This is a genomic window from Streptomyces sp. NPDC047028 (genome assembly GCF_040644095.1).
GTDB lineage: Bacteria > Actinomycetota > Actinomycetes > Streptomycetales > Streptomycetaceae > Streptomyces.
Map to the genome: position 1 here is coordinate 179903 of NZ_JBEYVS010000005.1, position 16598 is coordinate 196500.

Consider the following 16598-nt stretch of genomic DNA (forward strand, 5'->3'; position numbering starts at 1 on the left):
CTGGCCCGGGCCGCAGGGCGGTCGGGGCACACGCATGTCCATGAATCAATAACTTAGGTTAGGCTAACCTAAGTTGAAGCCCACTTCGGAGGACCCCCACATGCGCTCGCACCTGCTCAATGGCCTCACCGCGGAGCACTACCGCCGCTCCGTGACCGAAGGAGTCGAGCGGGTGGCGGCCAAACTCGCCACCACCGAGCGGCCGTTCACCGGCGTCACCGTCGACGCTCTCGCCCCGCGCGTCGACCGCGTCGACCTCGACCGGCCGCTCGGGGACACCGCCGCCGTCCTCGACGAGCTGGAGGAGGTCTACCTGCGGGACGCGGTGTACTTCCACCACCCCCGCTACCTCGCGCACCTCAACTGCCCGGTCGTCATCCCGGCCGTCCTGGGAGAGGCCGTGCTGTCGGCGGTCAACTCCTCGCTGGACACCTGGGACCAGTCTGCCGGCGGCACCCTGATCGAGCGGCGGCTCATCGACTGGACGGCCGACCGCATCGGCCTCGGCCCCGCCGCCGACGGCGTGTTCACCTCCGGTGGCACCCAGTCCAACCTCCAGGCGCTGCTCCTCGCACGGGAGGAGGCCAAGGCGGAGGCGACGGACCGGCTGCGCATCCTCGCCTCCGAGGTGAGTCACTTCAGCGTGCGGAAGTCCGCCAAACTGCTGGGGCTCGGGGAGGACTCGGTCGTCCCCGTGCCCGTCGGGCGGGACAAGAGGATGCAGACGGTCGCGCTGGCGCGCGAGCTGGAGCGGTGCCGTGCCGAGGGGCTGGTTCCGATGGCCGTCGTCGCCACCGCCGGGACGACCGACTTCGGCTCCATCGACCCGCTGCCCGGGATCGCCGAACTCTGCGGCCGGTACGGCGTCTGGATGCACGTGGACGCCGCCTACGGCTGCGGGCTGCTGGTCTCCCCGACCCGGCGCGACCTCCTCGACGGCATCGAGCGCGCCGACTCGGTCACCGTCGACTTCCACAAGTCCTTCTTCCAGCCGGTGAGTTCGTCCGCCGTACTGGTCCGGGACGCGGTCACCCTGCGGCACGCCACCTACCACGCCGAGTACCTCAACCCGCGCCGCATGACGCGCGAGCGCATCCCCAACCAGGTCGACAAGTCCCTGCAGACCACCCGCCGCTTCGACGCGCTGAAGCTGTGGCTGACGCTGCGCACCATGGGCGCCGAGGGCGTCGGCGCGCTGTTCGACGAGGTGTGCGCCCTGGCCCGGGAGGGCTGGCGGATGCTCGCCGCCGACCCGCGCTACGACGTCGTCGTCGAACCCTCGCTCTCCACGCTGGTCTTCCGCTACATCCCGGCGGCCGTCACCGACCCGGCGGAGATCGACCGCGCCAACCTGTACGCCCGCAAGGCCCTGTTCGCCTCCGGGGACGCCGTGGTCGCGGGCACCAAGGCGGGCGGCCGCCACTATCTGAAGTTCACCCTGCTCAACCCCGAGACGACCACGGACGACATCGCCGCCGTCCTCGACCTCATCGCCGGCCACGCCGAGCAGTACCTGGGAGAGTCCCTTGACCGCGCGTCCTGAAACGAGCCTGCACACCCACGACTTCGTGGGGATCGGCCTCGGCCCCTTCAACCTCGGCCTCGCCTGCCTCACCGAGCCGATCGACGGGCTGGACGGCGTCTTCCTGGAGAGCAAACCCGGCTTCGAGTGGCACGCGGGCATGTTCCTGGACGGCGCCCACCTCCAGACCCCGTTCCTGTCCGACCTGGTCACCCTCGCCGACCCGACCTCGCCGTACTCCTTCCTCGCCTACCTGAAGGAGCGGGGCCGACTGTACTCGTTCTACATCCGCGAGAACTTCTATCCGCTCCGCGTGGAGTACGACGCCTACTGCCGCTGGGCGGCCGGCAAGCTGAGCAGCGTCCGGTTCGGCTCGACGGTCACCGAGGTGACGTACGAGGACGGTGTCTACGTGGTGCGGACCGCCACGGGTGACACCTACCGCGGCCGCCACCTGGTTCTCGGCACCGGCACCCCGCCGTACGTCCCCGAAGCCTGCCGGGACCTCGGCGGCGACTTCCTGCACAACTCCCGCTATGTGCAGGGCAAGGCGGTACTCCAGCGCAAGGAGTCCATCACCCTGGTCGGCAGCGGCCAGTCGGCGGCCGAGATCTACCACGACCTGCTGAGCGAGATCGACGTCCACGGCTACCGGCTGAACTGGGTCACCCGCTCCCCCCGCTTCTTCCCGCTCGAATACACCAAGCTCACCCTGGAGATGACGAGCCCCGAGTACGCCGACTACTTCCACGCCCTCCCCGAGGCCACCCGCTACCGGCTCACCGAACGGCAGAAGGGCCTGTTCAAGGGCATCGACGGTGACCTGATCGACGCCATCTTCGACCTGCTGTACCAGAAGAACCTCGCCGGTCCGGTGCCCACCCGGCTGCTCACCAACTCGGCGCTCACCCAAGCCCGTCACGAGAACGGCACGTACACGCTGTCCTTCCGGCAGGAGGAGCAGGAGAAGGACTACGAGATCGAGTCCCAGGGGCTCATCCTCGCCACCGGCTACCGGTACACCGAGCCGGAGTTCCTCGCCCCCCTCCGCGACCGGCTGCGCCACGACTCCCACGGCAACTTCGACATCGCCCGCAACTACGCGATCGACGTCACCGGCCGGGGCGTCTTCCTGCAGAACGCCGGCGTGCACACCCACAGCATCACCAGCCCCGACCTGGGCATGGGCGCGTACCGCAACAGCTGCATCATCCGCGAGCTGCTCGGCACGGAGTACTACCCGGTCGAGAAGTCCATCGCCTTCCAGGAGTTCGCCGCATGACCCCCGCCCACACCAGCCCCGCCACCGCGCCGCCCGTCTTCACGTTCCGGCCCGTCGACCCGCTCACCGACGCCGAGCTGCTGCACTCCTGGGTCACCCACCCCAAGGCGGCGTTCTGGATGATGCGGGACGCCCGCCTCGAGGACGTCGAGCGCGCCTACATGGAGATCTCCGCCGACGACCACCACCACGCCCTCCTCGGGCTGCGGGACGGCACACCGGTCTTCCTCATGGAGCGCTACGACCCCGCCCGCCGCGAACTGGTCGGCCTGTACGAGCCGCAGCCCGGCGACACCGGCATGCACTTCCTCGTCCCGGCCACCGGTACCCCCGTGCACGGCTTCACCCGGGCCGTCATCACCGCCGTCATGGCCCACCTGTTCGAGGACCCGGCGACACACCGGGTCGTCGTCGAGCCGGACGTCCGCAACACGGCCGTGCACGCCCTGAACGCGGCCGTCGGGTTCCTGCCCGAGCGGGAGGTCAACAAGCCGGAGAAGACCGCGCTGCTGAGCTTCTGCACGCGCGAGCAGTTCGAGAAGGCGGTCTCCATATGACCCTCCCCGCCCTGCACACGCCCCACGCCGACGCCGTCTCCCACCTCTCCCCCGAGCGCTGGGAGACCGCCAACCGGCTCCTGGTCCGCAAGGCCCTCGCGGAGTTCGCGCACGAGCGGCTGATCACCCCCGAGGCGGACGGCGAGGGCTACGTCGTCCGCAGCGACGACGGGCTGACCGCGTACCGGTTCACCGCCACCCGGCGCGCCCTCGACCACTGGGACATCGACGCGGACTCCCTCACCCGGCAGCGCTCGGGCTCCGAACTTCCGCTTGCCGCACTGGACTTCGTCATCGAGCTGCGGCGGTCGCTCGGGCTGGGCGACGAGGTCCTGCCCGTCTACCTGGAGGAGATCTCCTCCACCCTGTCCGGCACCTGTTACAAGCTCACCAAGCCGTCCGTCCCGGCCGCCGAGCTGGTCCGGGCCGGGTTCCAGGACGTCGAGACCGGGATGACGGAGGGGCACCCCTGCTTCGTCGCCAACAACGGGCGACTCGGGTTCGGCGTCCACGAGTACCTGTCGTACGCCCCCGAGACCGCGAGTCCCGTACGGCTGGTGTGGCTGGCGGCGCACCGCTCGCGGGCCGTGTTCACGGCGGGCGCCGGCCTCGCGTACGAGCCGTTCGTCCGGCAGGAGCTGGGCGAGGACACGGTCCGCCGGTTCCACGCCGTCCTCACCGGGCAGGGCCTCGACCCCGCCGACTACCTGTTCATCCCGGTCCACCCCTGGCAGTGGTGGAACAAGCTCAGTGTGACGTTCGCCGCCGAGGTCGCCCGCCGCGATCTGGTGTGCCTGGGCGAGGGCGACGACGCGTACCTGGCCCAGCAGTCCATCCGGACGTTCTTCAACACCTCGCACCCGGAGAAGCACTATGTGAAGACGGCCCTGTCCGTGCTCAACATGGGCTTCATGCGGGGCCTCTCGGCCGCCTACATGGAGGCCACCCCGGCGATCAACGACTGGCTCGCCCAGCTGATCGACGGTGACCCCGTGCTCACGTCGACCGGCCTGACGGTCATCCGCGAGCGGGCGGCCGTCGGCTACCGGCACCTGGAGTACGAGCGGGCCACCGACCGCCACTCCCCGTACCGCAAGATGCTCGCCGCGCTGTGGCGGGAGAGCCCCGTCCCCACGCTCGCGGAGGGCGAGTCGCTCGCCACCATGGCCTCGCTGCTGCACGTCGACCACGAGGGCGCGTCCTTCGCGGGCGCCCTGATCGAGCGCTCGGGTCAGGCCCCGACCGAGTGGCTGCGCCAGTACCTGCGGGCCTACTTCACCCCGCTCCTGCACTCCTTCTACGCCTACGACCTGGTCTTCATGCCGCACGGCGAGAACGTGATCCTCGTGCTGGAGGACGGGGCGGTGCGGCGGGCGGTCTTCAAGGACATCGCCGAGGAGATCGCGGTGATGGACCCGGACGCCGTCCTGCCGCCGGAGGTGCGGCGCATCCGCGTCGACGTCCCCGACGACAAGAAGCTGCTGTCCCTGTTCACCGACGTCTTCGACTGCTTCTTCCGGTTCCTCGCGGCCCGGCTCGCCGCCGAGGGCGTCCTGGCGGAGGACGACTTCTGGCGCACGGTCGCCGAGGTCACCCGTGAGTACCAGGAGTCGGTGCCCGAACTCGCCGACAAATTCCGGCGGTACGACCTCTTCGCCCCCGAGTTCGCCCTGTCCTGCCTGAACCGGCTCCAGCTGCGCGACAACCGGCAGATGGTCGACCTCACCGACCCGTCCGGCGCGCTCCAGCTGGCCGGCACCCTGAGGAACCCGATCGCCGCGTTCTGATCGCCGCGTTCTGAGGGAGCGGACGGACGGGCACCCCGGAGTACGGTCCTCCGGGGTGCCCGTCACTCATGTGTCTCTAGTCCTGCCAGGGGACCTCCGGTGAGCGGAAGTAGCCGATGCCTAGGGCGTCCCAGCGGGGGCCCTGGGCGGCGAGGCGCACCTTGTAGGTGTCCCAGTCGTGGGTGGCCGCCGGGGACCAGCCCAGCTCGGCCGCGCCCGCGAGGCGGGGGAAGGCCATGTACTCGATGTCGGCGGACGTGGTCAGGGTCTCCGACCACAGGGGAGCCTCCACGCCCTTGACCGCCGACGCCGGGGCGCCGGGGAGGTAGCTGCCCGGGTCCCAGTCGTACGACCGCTTCACGCCGACCAGACCGGCCCATTCCAGGCCGAGCTTGGTGTCCTTGCTGTACTTCATGTCCAGGTACACCCGGTCGGCCGGGGAGAGGATCAGCCCGGTGCCGTGCTGGGCGGCCTTCGCCACCTGGGCCTTCTCCGCCGCGCTGGTGCCGTCCAGTCCCCAGTACTGGGCGAGCGCGCCCGGCACGGGGGTGGCGCCGGTCAGCTGATGCCAGCCGATGACCGTCTTGCCGTACTTGGTGACGATCGGCTGGACCTTGTTCATGAAGGTGACGTAGTCGGCGTGGCTGGTGGAGTGCGCCTCGTCGCCGCCGATGTGCAGGTAGCGGCCGGGGGTGAGCGCGGCCAGTTCGCGGATGACGTCGTCCACGAAGTCGTACGTCACCTGCTTCGGCACGCACAGCGAGCTGAAACCGACGTCGGTGCCGGTGTAGAGCGGGGGCGCGATGCCGTCGCAGTTGAGTTCGGGGTAGGAGGCGAGGGCCGCGTCGGTGTGGCCGGGCATGTCGATCTCGGGGACGACCTCGACGTACCGCGCGGCCGCGTAGCGGACGATCTCCCGGTAGTCGGCCTTGGTGTAGTACCCGCCCGGGCCGCCGCCGACCTCGGTGGAGCCGCCGTACGGGGCCAGGCGCGGCCAGGAGTCGACGGCGATGCGCCAGCCCTGGTCGTCGCTGAGGTGGAGGTGGAGTTCGTTGATCTTGTACAGGGCCAGCTGGTCGATGTAGCGCTTGACCTGGGAGACGCCGAAGAAGTGCCGGGAGACGTCCAGCATGGCGCCCCGGTAGCCGTAGCGCGGACGGTCCTCGACGGTGCCGCCCGCTACGGTCCACGGGCCGGGCTGGACGGTCCTCTTCTCGACGGACGCCGGCAGGAGCTGACGCAGGGTCTGGACGCCGTGGAAGAGCCCGGCGGGCGCGCTCGCGGTCAGCGTGATCCCCGCCGGGCCGCTGTGCAGGCGGTAGCCCTCGGCACCGAACGGGCCCTCGGCGAGCCGGAGCCGGATGCCGCCGGTGCCGTGGTCGGTGACGGGGAGCCGGTATCCGGTGGAGGGCCGCAGCACGCCGGTGAGGTACTCGGCGATCCGGCGGACCTCACCCGAGCCGGACGCGGAGCCGGAGCCGTCGATACGGACCCGGGTGCCGCGCGTGATGCGGTACGGCGAGCCGCCGGGCGTGACCGAGGCGGGCGCGGGGACCACCCGGTCCAGGGGCGTGGCCGCCGCGTGGGCCGGCGCGGGCGCGGCGCCCATGGTGGTGGCGCCGGCGGCCGCCATGAGCAGCAGCGACCCGAGGAGGCGGGTCATGCGGGGGGTCGTACGAGACGTCGTACGCGGGGTCGTACGAGACGTCGCGCGGGAAGTCGTTCGGGGAGTCGTGCGGTGATGCCGTGTCACATGCGCTCCCTTCGGAAGTGGTAGAGACCACTCTCCCGCAGAACCGGTGGAACAATCCCCGCATGGCGGAAATCATCCAGAAGGACGGCACCTGGGCGTTCGACGGCGACGCCCTGCGGCTGACGCCCGGCCGGGACCGGAACACCGGACCGCTGCGCGCGGAGCTGGGCGAACTCGTCGTACCGCTCGGGGCGTTGGCCGGGGTGTCGTTCGAGCAGGGCCGGCGGGCGGGCCGGCTGCGCCTGCGGCTGCGCGCCGGCGCCGATCCGCTGCTCCAGGCCACGGCCGGCCGGCTCACCGACCCCCAGGACCCCTATCAGCTGACCGTGGAGTCCGACCGGTACGGCGTCGCCGAGTACTTCGCGGAAGAGGTGCGCGGCGCCCTGCTGCTGGACTCCGTCTCCCCCGGGCCGGTGGACGAGTACCTGCTGCCCGGCCCGGCGGTCCCGCTGTCCGCCTCGGCCGGCGACGGCACCGCGTCCTTCGACGGCGAGCGGGTGCTGCTGGAGTGGAACTGGAAGACGGAGGACGCCAAGGCCGCCGGCGGGCCCCGGACCATCCCGCTCACGGAGATCTCCGGCGTCCAGTGGCAGCCGGCGGCGGGGCTGGAGAACGGGCACCTGCGCTTCACCGTGCGCGGCGCGCCGGTGACGACACCGCCGAAGTTCGATCCCCACGCGGTGGAGTTGTGGGGCTTCAAGAAGGACCCGCTGATGGCGCTGGTCGCGGCGGCCGTCCAGGCCCGGCTGCCGCACCCCTCGGCCCCGGCCGACGGGACGGACCTGGAACCCGAGCGGGTGCCGCTCGCGAAGGCGGCCGCCGCCGAGGACACCCACGACGCGCTGCTGCGGCGGCTGCGGGAGCTGGGTGAGCTGCGCCGGGACGGGGTGCTGACGGAGGACGAGTTCGCGATGGCCAAGCAGGCGGTGCTCAAGCGGATGTGAGCGCACACGTAACCGGCACGAAAGGGACGTGCTACCCCATCCCGGTCTCACGTCGGCGCATCACTGCCCGATATCGGGCAGGATTCTTGCGAAGAGGCGTCCGGTACCCCAGGATCTACCGGGTGCACGACGAACTCGTTGATCATCTGACGCGCTCCACGCCCCTCAGCCGGGGCGAGGCGCTGCGGGTGGTCCAGGACGTGCTCGCCTACTTCGACGAGACGACGGAGGAATACGTCCGTCGCCGCCACCGCGAGCTCCAGGCGCAGGGCCTGGTGAACGCGACGATCTTCGAACAGATCGGGGCGGACCTGAAATACCGGGCCGTCGCACCGCCGGAGCTGACCCTCCGGCAACTGCGGCGCATCGTCTACGGCTGACCGCGCCGTCGCGGCGCGGCCGAACCGAAAACTTGGGGATACCTCTATATGTGCGGAATTGTCGGATACATCGGGAAGCGTGATGTGGCGCCGCTGCTCCTAGAGGGGCTGCAGCGCCTGGAGTACCGGGGCTACGACTCCGCGGGCCTCGTCGTCACCTCCCCGAAGACGGCCGGCCTGAAGATGGTGAAGGCCAAGGGCCGGGTGCGCGACCTGGAGGCGAAGGTCCCGGCCCGCTTCAAGGGCACCACGGGCATCGCCCACACCCGCTGGGCCACGCACGGCGCCCCGTCCGACCTGAACGCCCACCCGCACATGTCGGCCGACTCCAAGGTCGCCGTCGTGCACAACGGCATCATCGACAACGCCGCCGACCTGCGCCGCAAGCTGGTGGCGGACGGCGTCGAGTTCCTCTCCGAGACCGACACCGAGGTCCTCACCCACCTGATCGCCCGCTCCGAGGCCGAGACGCTGGAGGAGAAGGTCCGCGCCGCGCTCCGCCTGGTCGAGGGCACGTACGGCATCGCGGTGATGCACGCCGACTTCAACGACCGCATCGTCGTGGCCCGCAACGGCTCCCCGGTGGTCCTCGGCATCGGCGAGAAGGAGATGTTCGTCGCCTCCGACGTGGCCGCGCTGGTCACGCACACCCGGCAGATAGTGACCCTCGACGACGGCGAGATGGCCACCCTCAAGGCCGACGACTTCCGCACCTACACCACCGAGGGCACCCGCACCACCGCCGAGCCCACCACCGTGGAGTGGGAGGCGGAGTCGTACGACATGGGCGGCCACGACACCTACATGCACAAGGAGATCCACGAGCAGGCCGACGCCGTGGACCGCGTGCTGCGCGGCCGCATCGACGACCGCTTCTCCACCGTGCACCTGGGCGGCCTGAACCTGGACGCCCGCGAGGCCCGGCAGATCCGCCGCGTGAAGATCCTCGGCTGCGGCACCTCGTACCACGCGGGCATGATCGGCGCCCAGATGATCGAGGAGCTGGCCCGCATCCCCGCGGACGCCGAGCCCGCCTCCGAGTTCCGCTACCGCAACGCGGTCGTCGACCCCGACACCCTGTACGTCGCCGTCTCCCAGTCCGGTGAGACGTACGACGTCCTCGCCGCCGTGCAGGAGCTGAAGCGCAAGGGCGCCCGGGTCCTCGGCGTGGTCAACGTGGTCGGTTCGGCGATCGCCCGCGAGGCGGACGGCGGCATCTACGTGCACGCGGGGCCCGAGGTCTGCGTGGTCTCCACCAAGTGCTTCACCAACACCACGGTCGCCTTCGCCCTGCTGGCGCTGCACCTCGGCCGCACCCGCGACCTCTCGGTCCGCGACGGCAAGCGGATCATCGAGGGCCTGCGCAAGCTGCCCGCGCAGATCACCGAGATCCTCCAGCGGGAGGACGAGATCAAGAAGCTGGCCGAGAGCTACGCCCAGGCCCGCTCGATGCTCTTCATCGGCCGCGTCCGGGGCTACCCGGTGGCCCGCGAGGCCTCCCTGAAGCTCAAGGAGGTCTCCTACATCCACGCCGAGGCCTACCCGGCCTCCGAGCTGAAGCACGGTCCGCTGGCCCTGATCGAGCCCGCCCTGCCCACGGTCGCGATCGTCCCCGACGACGACCTGCTGGAGAAGAACCGCGCCGCCCTGGAGGAGATCAAGGCCCGCAGCGGCAAGATCCTCGCGGTCGCCCACCGCCACCAGGAGAAGGCCGACGAGACGATCGTCGTCCCCAAGAACGAGGACGAACTCGACCCCATCCTCATGGGCATCCCCCTCCAACTCCTCGCCTACCACACGGCGTTGACCCTGGGCAGGGACATCGACAAGCCGAGGAACCTCGCCAAGTCGGTAACGGTGGAGTAGGCGCCCCAAAGGGGCGCGGGGAACTGCGCGAGAACCCCAACGCACCCGCAGCGGCCGGACAACAGAACGGACCCCCACGTGACGCCACCAAGAGCACGCGGGGGTCCATTCACATGTGCTGCTCAGCCGGCGGCCGTCACCCCCCGGCCCGCAGCACGCCCGGGAAGGGCCGTCGGCCAGTGCGCGTACGCCGCAGTCGCCGCGTACCAAGCCGCCGCACCGGCGACGGCCGCCACCCAACCCCCCACCTTCGTCAGCGCGGAGCTGTCGGCGAAGGCCGCGACGGCCAGCACCAGCATCGCCAGGAACAGCAGCCCGTGCGTCAGCTGGCCGAGGCTGTCCCCGCCGGCCATGGTCAACGTCAGGGCCACGAGGGCGAACAGGACCAGGAACAGGCCGGCCCCGTTGTCCGACATGGTGCCGCCGGCCGCGACGGCCCAGGTGAACCACAGGGCGCCGAGCGCCACATAGCCCGTACCGGACCCGCCGTCACCGAGGCGGAAGGCCAACAGGCCTATGAGGAACAGGGCGACGCCGCCCACATAGCGGGCCAGCGAAACCGAGTCGGACGCCGTCACGCCGTCGATCACGCCGGTCGTACCGATGCCGAACGCCAACAGGGTGATTCCCAGGGCGAGTCGGCCGACCACGGTAGTGCTTGCGCTTCCCGCAGAGACGTCGTTGTCCACGGCGGGCTCCCTTCATGCATGTGCTTTGCGCGGTGACCGATATATGCCCTTCACAAGAGCACAAACCACCTCTACCGATGAGTAGTTTTCCGCTGCACAAAGGGAGTTGGGCCGAACCGCGGGACGCGACGGCTCAAGGAATGACGATCACGGGCCGCTGCGCCCGCTTGGCCAGCCGGCCCGCGACGGAGCCGAAGATGCGGCCGACGATGCCGTGCGTGGACCCGACGACGATCGCGTCCGCCTCGTACTCCCGTCCCACCTCTTCGAGTTCGTGGCAGATGTCGCCACCGCGCTCGACGAGGATCCAGGGCACCTCGGCCAGATAGTCGGCGCACGCCAGTTCCAGCCCGAGCACCTCGGTGCGGTGGTCCGGCACGTCCACGAACACCGGGGGTTCGCAGCCGGCCCACACCGTGGTGGGCAGCCGGTTGGCCACGTGCACGATGATCAGACCCGAGCGGGTGCGGTGGGCCACGCCGATCGCGTAGGCCAGGGCACGCTCACTGGAGGTGGAACCGTCGAAGCCGACGACGACTCCGTGCTTGAAGGCGGGATCGCAGGAAGGGCGCGTCGCTTCCGCCGCCAGGGGCTCGGCCGCCGTGGGATCGGCGACCGGTCGCTTGCGGTCCGCGGGTTCGAAGAATTCGTGACCGGCCATGGCTGTCTCGGCGTTGTGATCCTTGTTGTCGGGACGGACGACAGTGTGCACAGGAGCTGTGTCCGGGAAACATCTTCCCAAGCCCATACCCCCAAGGGTACGGCGGCACGCCTCCTCGGCCCAGATCCCGCGCACGCTCCGTGACGGGGCGCCCCCGTGTCGCAGGGGTTCACCGGAGCATGCACGAGAGGCGCACGTAACGCAATGGTTGCTGCCCCGTACAGGCGGTTTGCACAGGATTCGCTGATGCGGCGGTGACCGACTGATCGAACTGGCGTTGAACCCGGTGTGCCGCCGCCGAGGGAGTACGAGATGACCGGACCCGGATCCACCCGCGAACCGCAGTCCGCGCCGGACACCGTGAGCGACGTGATCCGCTGGGCCGCCTTCAGCTGCGTCCTCGTCCCGCTGGTCCTCGTCTGGTACGGCACCTCGCTCGCCGGGGCGGCCGGCGCCGCCCTCGGACTGGCCGCCGTCACCGCCGTGTGCCGGGTGCTGCTGCGCCGCTCGGAGCGTTGCGCCGCGCAAAGAGGGGGACGTCACACCAGGGGCCGTACACCGGTCGACTGACCGGTTTCCGCACCCTCGAACGCATATTTTCAGCCAACTTCTCGACACCGGCCGGGAAGCGCCCCAACCACCCCCCAACCCCCGTTCCACCTGCACGGAAAGGGTCTGCGGGGCCCTGCGCACCCTACGCGGTTTGGCCACGGCGACAAGGCGTACTTCCCTGCGGGCCCCGCGAGTGCAACGCTTCGTGATCGAATGCTTCACGCCAAGTTGTCATGTCGACAATGTGCCGCGTGCGGAACTGGTCACCGCGGGACCGCGGGAACCAGTAGATTCGATCTTGACTTTCTTTACGGCGGGGGACTCGTGCAGGACCGAGGGGAAACGTGCAGGTGCGACACAACCGAGGAGCCGCGACCACCGAGGGGGGCTTAGCAGGATGAGCCACGACTCCACTGCCGTGCCGGACGCCGCGGCCCGGAAACTCTCCGGGCGACGCCGCAAGGAGATCGTCGCGGTGCTGCTGTTCAGCGGCGGCCCCATTTTCGAGAGCTCCATACCGCTTTCGGTGTTCGGGATCGACCGCCAGGACGCCGGAGTACCGCGCTACCGACTGCTGGTGTGCGCCGGTGAGGAAGGCCCGCTGCGGACCACAGGGGGCCTGGAACTCACCGCGCCGCACGGGCTGGAGGCGATATCGCGCGCCGGGACGGTCGTCGTGCCGGCCTGGCGATCGATCACCTCGCCGCCACCGGAGGAGGCGCTCGACGCGCTGCGCCGGGCGCACGAGGAGGGCGCCCGCATCGTCGGACTGTGCACGGGCGCGTTCGTCCTCGCGGCGGCGGGCCTGCTGGACGGCCGTCCGGCGACCACCCACTGGATGTACGCGCCGACGCTGGCCAAGCGCTATCCGTCGGTGCACGTGGATCCGCGGGAACTGTTCGTCGACGACGGTGACGTGCTGACGTCGGCCGGTACGGCGGCGGGCATCGACCTGTGTCTGCACATCGTGCGCTCGGACCACGGCAACGAGGCGGCCGGCGCGCTCGCCCGGCGCCTGGTGGTCCCGCCGCGCCGCAGCGGCGGTCAGGAGCGCTACCTCGACAGGTCTTTACCAGAGGAGATCGGCGCCGACCCGCTGGCCGAGGTCGTCGCCTGGGCGCTGGAACACCTCCACGAGCAGTTCGACGTGGAGACGCTGGCGGCACGCGCCTACATGAGCCGCCGTACGTTCGACCGCCGGTTCCGTTCACTGACGGGCAGTGCGCCTTTGCAGTGGCTGATCACCCAGCGGGTGCTGCAGGCGCAGCGGCTGCTGGAGACGTCGGACTACTCGGTGGACGAGGTGGCGGGGCGGTGCGGCTTCCGTTCACCGGTCGCGCTGCGCGGGCACTTCCGCCGCCAGCTCGGCTCGTCCCCGGCGGCCTACCGGGCCGCCTACCGGGCGCGCCGTCCGCAGAGTGACCGGCACGGCGAGGCGGACGCACCGGTGCCGTCCCCCGGCCCGTCGGCCCCGCCCGGTCTGGGCGGCCCCGGTCCGGGTCCGGTCGGACCGGTTCCGGCCCTGCTGCACCCCGACGCGGGGGTGCCGCTGCAGAGCCGGCGCCAGGCGGCGGGCGCGGTGAGCCTGCTGCCGGGACCGCGCACCGCGAGCTGACCGGACAAACGGCCCAGAGCGAGGGGGCGGGCATCTGCCCGCCCCCTCGTCGCGATGCCGGGGCCGGCACGGGGAGCCACAAATGCGAACGTCAGCCTTAGGGTGGTCGCATGAACGATCGCATGGTGTGGATCGACTGCGAGATGACCGGCCTCTCGCTGTCCGACGACGCTCTCATCGAGGTGGCCGCCCTCGTCACGGACTCCGAGCTGAACGTGCTCGGCGAGGGTGTGGACATCGTTATCCGCCCGCCGGACCGGGCGCTGGAGACGATGCCGGAGGTGGTGCGCCAGATGCACACCTCCTCCGGGCTGCTGGCCGAGCTGGCCGGCGGCACCACGCTGGCCGACGCCGAGGAGCAGGTCCTCGCCTATGTCCGGGAGCACGTGAAGGAGCCGGGCAAGGCCCCTCTGTGCGGCAACTCCGTCGGCACCGACCGCGGCTTCCTGCTGCGGGACATGCCGACCCTGGAGGACTACCTCCACTACCGGATCGTCGACGTCTCCTCCATCAAGGAGCTGGCCCGCCGCTGGTACCCGCGCGCCTATTTCAACAGCCCGGAGAAGAACGGCAACCACCGCGCGCTCGCCGACATCCGCGAGTCGATCGCCGAGCTGCGCTACTACCGCGAGGCCGTCTTCGTCCCCCAGCCCGGCCCCGACTCCGAGACGGCGAAGTCGATCGCCGCGCGGCACGTCCTGCCCGCCCGGTAGGGACCCTCGGGCCCTGCTCTCCGGCCCACCGAAAAGCCGTGCGCGAGCACCCCTTCGGACCCTGTACACTTTTTCTCGGCCGGTCGGGGAGACGAAAGTTTCCAGCGCCGGTCGTGGTGGGTGTAGCTCAGATGGTAGAGCACCTGGTTGTGGTCCAGGATGTCGCGGGTTCGAGTCCCGTCACTCACCCTGAATGATCAGCCGGTGATCGTGTCGTATGACGCGGTCACCGGCTGATCGTCGTTTACGGCCTCAGCCATGCCTCCGAATGGTACCGTGATGTGGTACCACTCCAAGGAGGTCGGCGTGTCGATATCTGCCAGCGAGGCCCGCAAGCGGCTGTTTCCGTTGATCAAGGAAGTCAACGACAACCGCAAGCCGGTCGAGATCGTCTCCAAGGACGGGCGCGCGTACCTGGTGGCGGCCGACGACTACGAGTCCATGGAGGAGACCGACTACCTGCTCCGTTCTCCGGCCAACGCCGCCCGGCTGCTCGCTGCCGCCGAACGCGTCCGCGAGGGCAACAGCCTCGTCACCAAGAGCATGGAGGAGCTGTCCGCTCTCGCAGAAGAGGGCGAGGACGGGTGAGGGACATCCGTTTCGACAGCCAGGGGTGGGAGGACTTCAGCTACTGGGCAGTGGCGGACAAGAAGTTGCTCCGTCGCCTGCTTCGCCTGATCGAGGAAGTACGGCGAACCCCGTTCGAGGGCATCGGCAAGCCCGAACCGCTGCGAGGGAACCTGACCGGTTTCTGGTCCCGCCGAATCGATGACGAGCACCGCCTGGTGTACGCGGTGACCGAAGACAGCGTCATCATCGTCCAGGCGCGTTACCACTACGAGTAGCGCCCCTACGACGACGCCCGCGTCACCAGTTCCGTCGGCAGTACCGCGTGCCTGCGTTCCAGGCCGCGTGACGCCGCCGGGCGGCGGTCGGCGACCTCGGCGAGGAGGAGGTCGATCATCGCGCGGCCCATCTCCTCGATGGGCTGGCGGACGCTGGTGAGGGGCGGGTCCATGTGGCGGGCGATGGCCGAGTCGTCGTAGCCAACGAGGGCGACGTCGTCCGGGATACGGCGGCCCTGCTCGCGCAGCACCTGGCGGGCGCCCGCCGCCATCACGTCGGAGCCGGCGAAGACGGCGTCGAGGCCGGGGTGGCGTTCCAGCAGCGTGGTCATCGCGCGGCGGCCGCCCTCCTCGGTGAAGTCCCCCTGCTCTATGAGCTGTTCGTCGACGGAGTGGCCGGCGTCCCGCAGGGCGTCTCGGTAGCCGTCGACGCGGCGCTGGGCGCCGTACACGTCGAGGCGCCCGGTGATGTGCGCGACCGTGTGCCGGCCCCGGCTCAGCAGGTGCTCCACGGCCGACCGTCCGCCGCCGTAGTTGTCGGAGTCGACCGACGTGAGCGTCTCCCCGCCCGAGCGGGGGCCGCTGATGACCGCCGGGATCTCCAGCTGGGCCAGCATGTCGGGGAGCGGGTCGTCGGCGTGGACCGAGACCAGCAGGACGCCGTCGACGCGGTGCGCGGCCAGGTACTGGGCCAGCCGCTGCCGCTCCCGGTCGCTGCCCGCGAAGATCAGCAGCAGCTGCATCTCGGTGTCGGACAGTCCGGCGCCGACACCGCGCAGCATGTCGGAGAAGTACGGCTCCGCGAAGAAGCGGGTCTCCGGCTCGGGGACGACCAGGGCGATGGCGTCGGTGCGGTTTGCGGCAAGGGCGCGGGCGGCGGTGTTCGGGACGTAACCGAGTTCCTCGACGGCCGCCTCTACGGCGGCCCGGGTCGCGTCGCTGACCCGGGGCGAGCCGTTGATCACGCGCGAGACCGTGCCCCGGCCGACCCCGGCACGGGCGGCGACCTCTTCGAGCGTCGGCCGCCCCCCGCTCCGGCCCCGCACCCCGTGGCTTGCCATGGGTTCCGCCTTCCTAGACACCAAAGCCGACACTCACACCGACACCCAACCGACGTCCACATCGACGTCGACGGTGACGTCCACCTCGACGTCCGCATCGGACGTCCACAGTGACGTCCGCAGCGACATCGGCGCCTGCATCCCGGCTGGCCTGGAATCTAACAGGCCGGGGCCCGCCCACACCCGTCGCGCGTCCCCGAGCACCCGTCCCGCATGCCGAGCACCGGCCCCCGCTCCCGGCCCCGCGCGCCCCCGCCCCCCTCTGCGCCCGCAACCCACCCCGCCCCACCGCACCCAGCCCCGCTTCCCCCGGCCATTGCAGACGAACAGGTCACAGCTGGCGAACGAGCCCGTGAAGCACCCTTACCCGG

The 16598-nt window shown here is 70.5% G+C and carries 16 protein-coding genes and 1 tRNA gene; 13 read left to right on the top strand and 4 right to left on the bottom strand.

Annotated elements, in window-relative coordinates:
- Window positions 1-100: 100 nt before the first annotated feature.
- The 4 genes from desA to ABZ854_RS07215 are packed head-to-tail and all read left to right on the top strand — an operon-like array spanning window position 101 to window position 5148.
- Window positions 101-1543, top strand: a complete 1443-nt coding sequence (gene desA, locus ABZ854_RS07200; protein WP_361205561.1) for a lysine decarboxylase DesA — start codon at window positions 101-103, stop codon at window positions 1541-1543.
- Window positions 1527-2804, top strand: a complete 1278-nt coding sequence (locus tag ABZ854_RS07205; protein WP_361205564.1) for a SidA/IucD/PvdA family monooxygenase — start codon at window positions 1527-1529, stop codon at window positions 2802-2804. The genes desA and ABZ854_RS07205 overlap by 17 nt, the downstream gene beginning before the upstream one ends.
- Window positions 2801-3361 carry a GNAT family N-acetyltransferase gene (locus ABZ854_RS07210; protein ID WP_361205567.1) on the top strand — a complete coding sequence of 187 codons (561 nt, stop codon included), beginning with the start codon at window positions 2801-2803 and terminating at the stop codon, window positions 3359-3361. The genes ABZ854_RS07205 and ABZ854_RS07210 overlap by 4 nt, the downstream gene beginning before the upstream one ends.
- Window positions 3358-5148, top strand: coding sequence for an IucA/IucC family siderophore biosynthesis protein (locus tag ABZ854_RS07215; RefSeq protein ID WP_361205570.1), 1791 nt, complete (start codon window positions 3358-3360; stop codon window positions 5146-5148). Before ABZ854_RS07210 ends, ABZ854_RS07215 begins: the two co-directional genes overlap by 4 nt.
- Before the next feature lie 76 nt (window positions 5149-5224).
- On the opposite strand, the gene ABZ854_RS07220 is transcribed toward ABZ854_RS07215, so the two are convergent.
- The gene (locus ABZ854_RS07220; protein ID WP_361205573.1) at window positions 5225-6811 is read right to left on the bottom strand and encodes a beta-N-acetylhexosaminidase; all 1587 of its coding nucleotides are present in this window, start codon (window positions 6809-6811) and stop codon (window positions 5225-5227) included.
- A gap of 152 nt (window positions 6812-6963) precedes the next feature.
- On the opposite strand from ABZ854_RS07220, the gene ABZ854_RS07225 reads away from it, so the two are divergent.
- The 3 genes from ABZ854_RS07225 to glmS all read left to right on the top strand — a co-directional run bounded on the left by ABZ854_RS07225 (window position 6964) and on the right by glmS (window position 10091).
- Complete coding sequence (locus ABZ854_RS07225) at window positions 6964-7845, top strand: DUF4429 domain-containing protein (protein WP_361205576.1); 882 nt, start codon at window positions 6964-6966, stop codon at window positions 7843-7845.
- Window positions 7846-7967: 122 nt separating this feature from the next.
- A complete protein-coding gene (locus ABZ854_RS07230; protein WP_129312032.1) occupies window positions 7968-8225 on the top strand; it encodes a hypothetical protein in 258 nt (85 codons plus the stop codon).
- Between the two features lie 48 nt (window positions 8226-8273).
- The gene (glmS, locus tag ABZ854_RS07235) at window positions 8274-10091 is read left to right on the top strand and encodes a glutamine--fructose-6-phosphate transaminase (isomerizing) (RefSeq protein ID WP_361205579.1); all 1818 of its coding nucleotides are present in this window, start codon (window positions 8274-8276) and stop codon (window positions 10089-10091) included.
- A gap of 122 nt (window positions 10092-10213) precedes the next feature.
- Here the strand turns inward: glmS and ABZ854_RS07240 are convergent, their stop codons facing one another.
- On the bottom strand, window positions 10214-10780 hold the full coding sequence (locus ABZ854_RS07240; RefSeq protein ID WP_361205582.1) for a GPR1/FUN34/YaaH family transporter: 567 nt from the start codon (window positions 10778-10780) through the stop codon (window positions 10214-10216).
- Window positions 10781-10913: 133 nt separating this feature from the next.
- On the bottom strand, window positions 10914-11441 hold the full coding sequence (locus ABZ854_RS07245) for a universal stress protein (protein WP_129312031.1): 528 nt from the start codon (window positions 11439-11441) through the stop codon (window positions 10914-10916).
- A gap of 312 nt (window positions 11442-11753) precedes the next feature.
- Between ABZ854_RS07245 and ABZ854_RS07250 the strand changes: the two genes are divergently transcribed.
- The 6 genes from ABZ854_RS07250 to ABZ854_RS07275 all read left to right on the top strand — a co-directional run bounded on the left by ABZ854_RS07250 (window position 11754) and on the right by ABZ854_RS07275 (window position 15166).
- Complete coding sequence (locus ABZ854_RS07250; protein WP_361205585.1) at window positions 11754-12011, top strand: hypothetical protein; 258 nt, start codon at window positions 11754-11756, stop codon at window positions 12009-12011.
- A gap of 379 nt (window positions 12012-12390) precedes the next feature.
- Window positions 12391-13608, top strand: coding sequence for a helix-turn-helix domain-containing protein (locus ABZ854_RS07255; RefSeq protein WP_361205588.1), 1218 nt, complete (start codon window positions 12391-12393; stop codon window positions 13606-13608).
- Between the two features lie 110 nt (window positions 13609-13718).
- On the top strand, window positions 13719-14321 hold the full coding sequence (orn, locus tag ABZ854_RS07260; RefSeq protein WP_129309038.1) for an oligoribonuclease: 603 nt from the start codon (window positions 13719-13721) through the stop codon (window positions 14319-14321).
- A gap of 116 nt (window positions 14322-14437) precedes the next feature.
- Window positions 14438-14510, top strand: a tRNA-His gene (locus tag ABZ854_RS07265).
- Between the two features lie 117 nt (window positions 14511-14627).
- Window positions 14628-14909: a type II toxin-antitoxin system Phd/YefM family antitoxin gene (locus tag ABZ854_RS07270; protein WP_361205591.1), complete on the top strand. Its 282-nt coding sequence runs from the start codon at window positions 14628-14630 to the stop codon at window positions 14907-14909.
- Entirely contained in the window at window positions 14906-15166 is a 261-nt protein-coding gene (locus ABZ854_RS07275) for a Txe/YoeB family addiction module toxin (RefSeq protein ID WP_361205594.1), read from the top strand. Before ABZ854_RS07270 ends, ABZ854_RS07275 begins: the two co-directional genes overlap by 4 nt.
- Window positions 15167-15171: 5 nt before the next feature.
- Here the strand turns inward: ABZ854_RS07275 and ABZ854_RS07280 are convergent, their stop codons facing one another.
- The gene (locus tag ABZ854_RS07280) at window positions 15172-16227 is read right to left on the bottom strand and encodes a LacI family DNA-binding transcriptional regulator (protein WP_361205597.1); all 1056 of its coding nucleotides are present in this window, start codon (window positions 16225-16227) and stop codon (window positions 15172-15174) included.
- Between the last annotated feature and the right edge of the window lie 371 nt (window positions 16228-16598).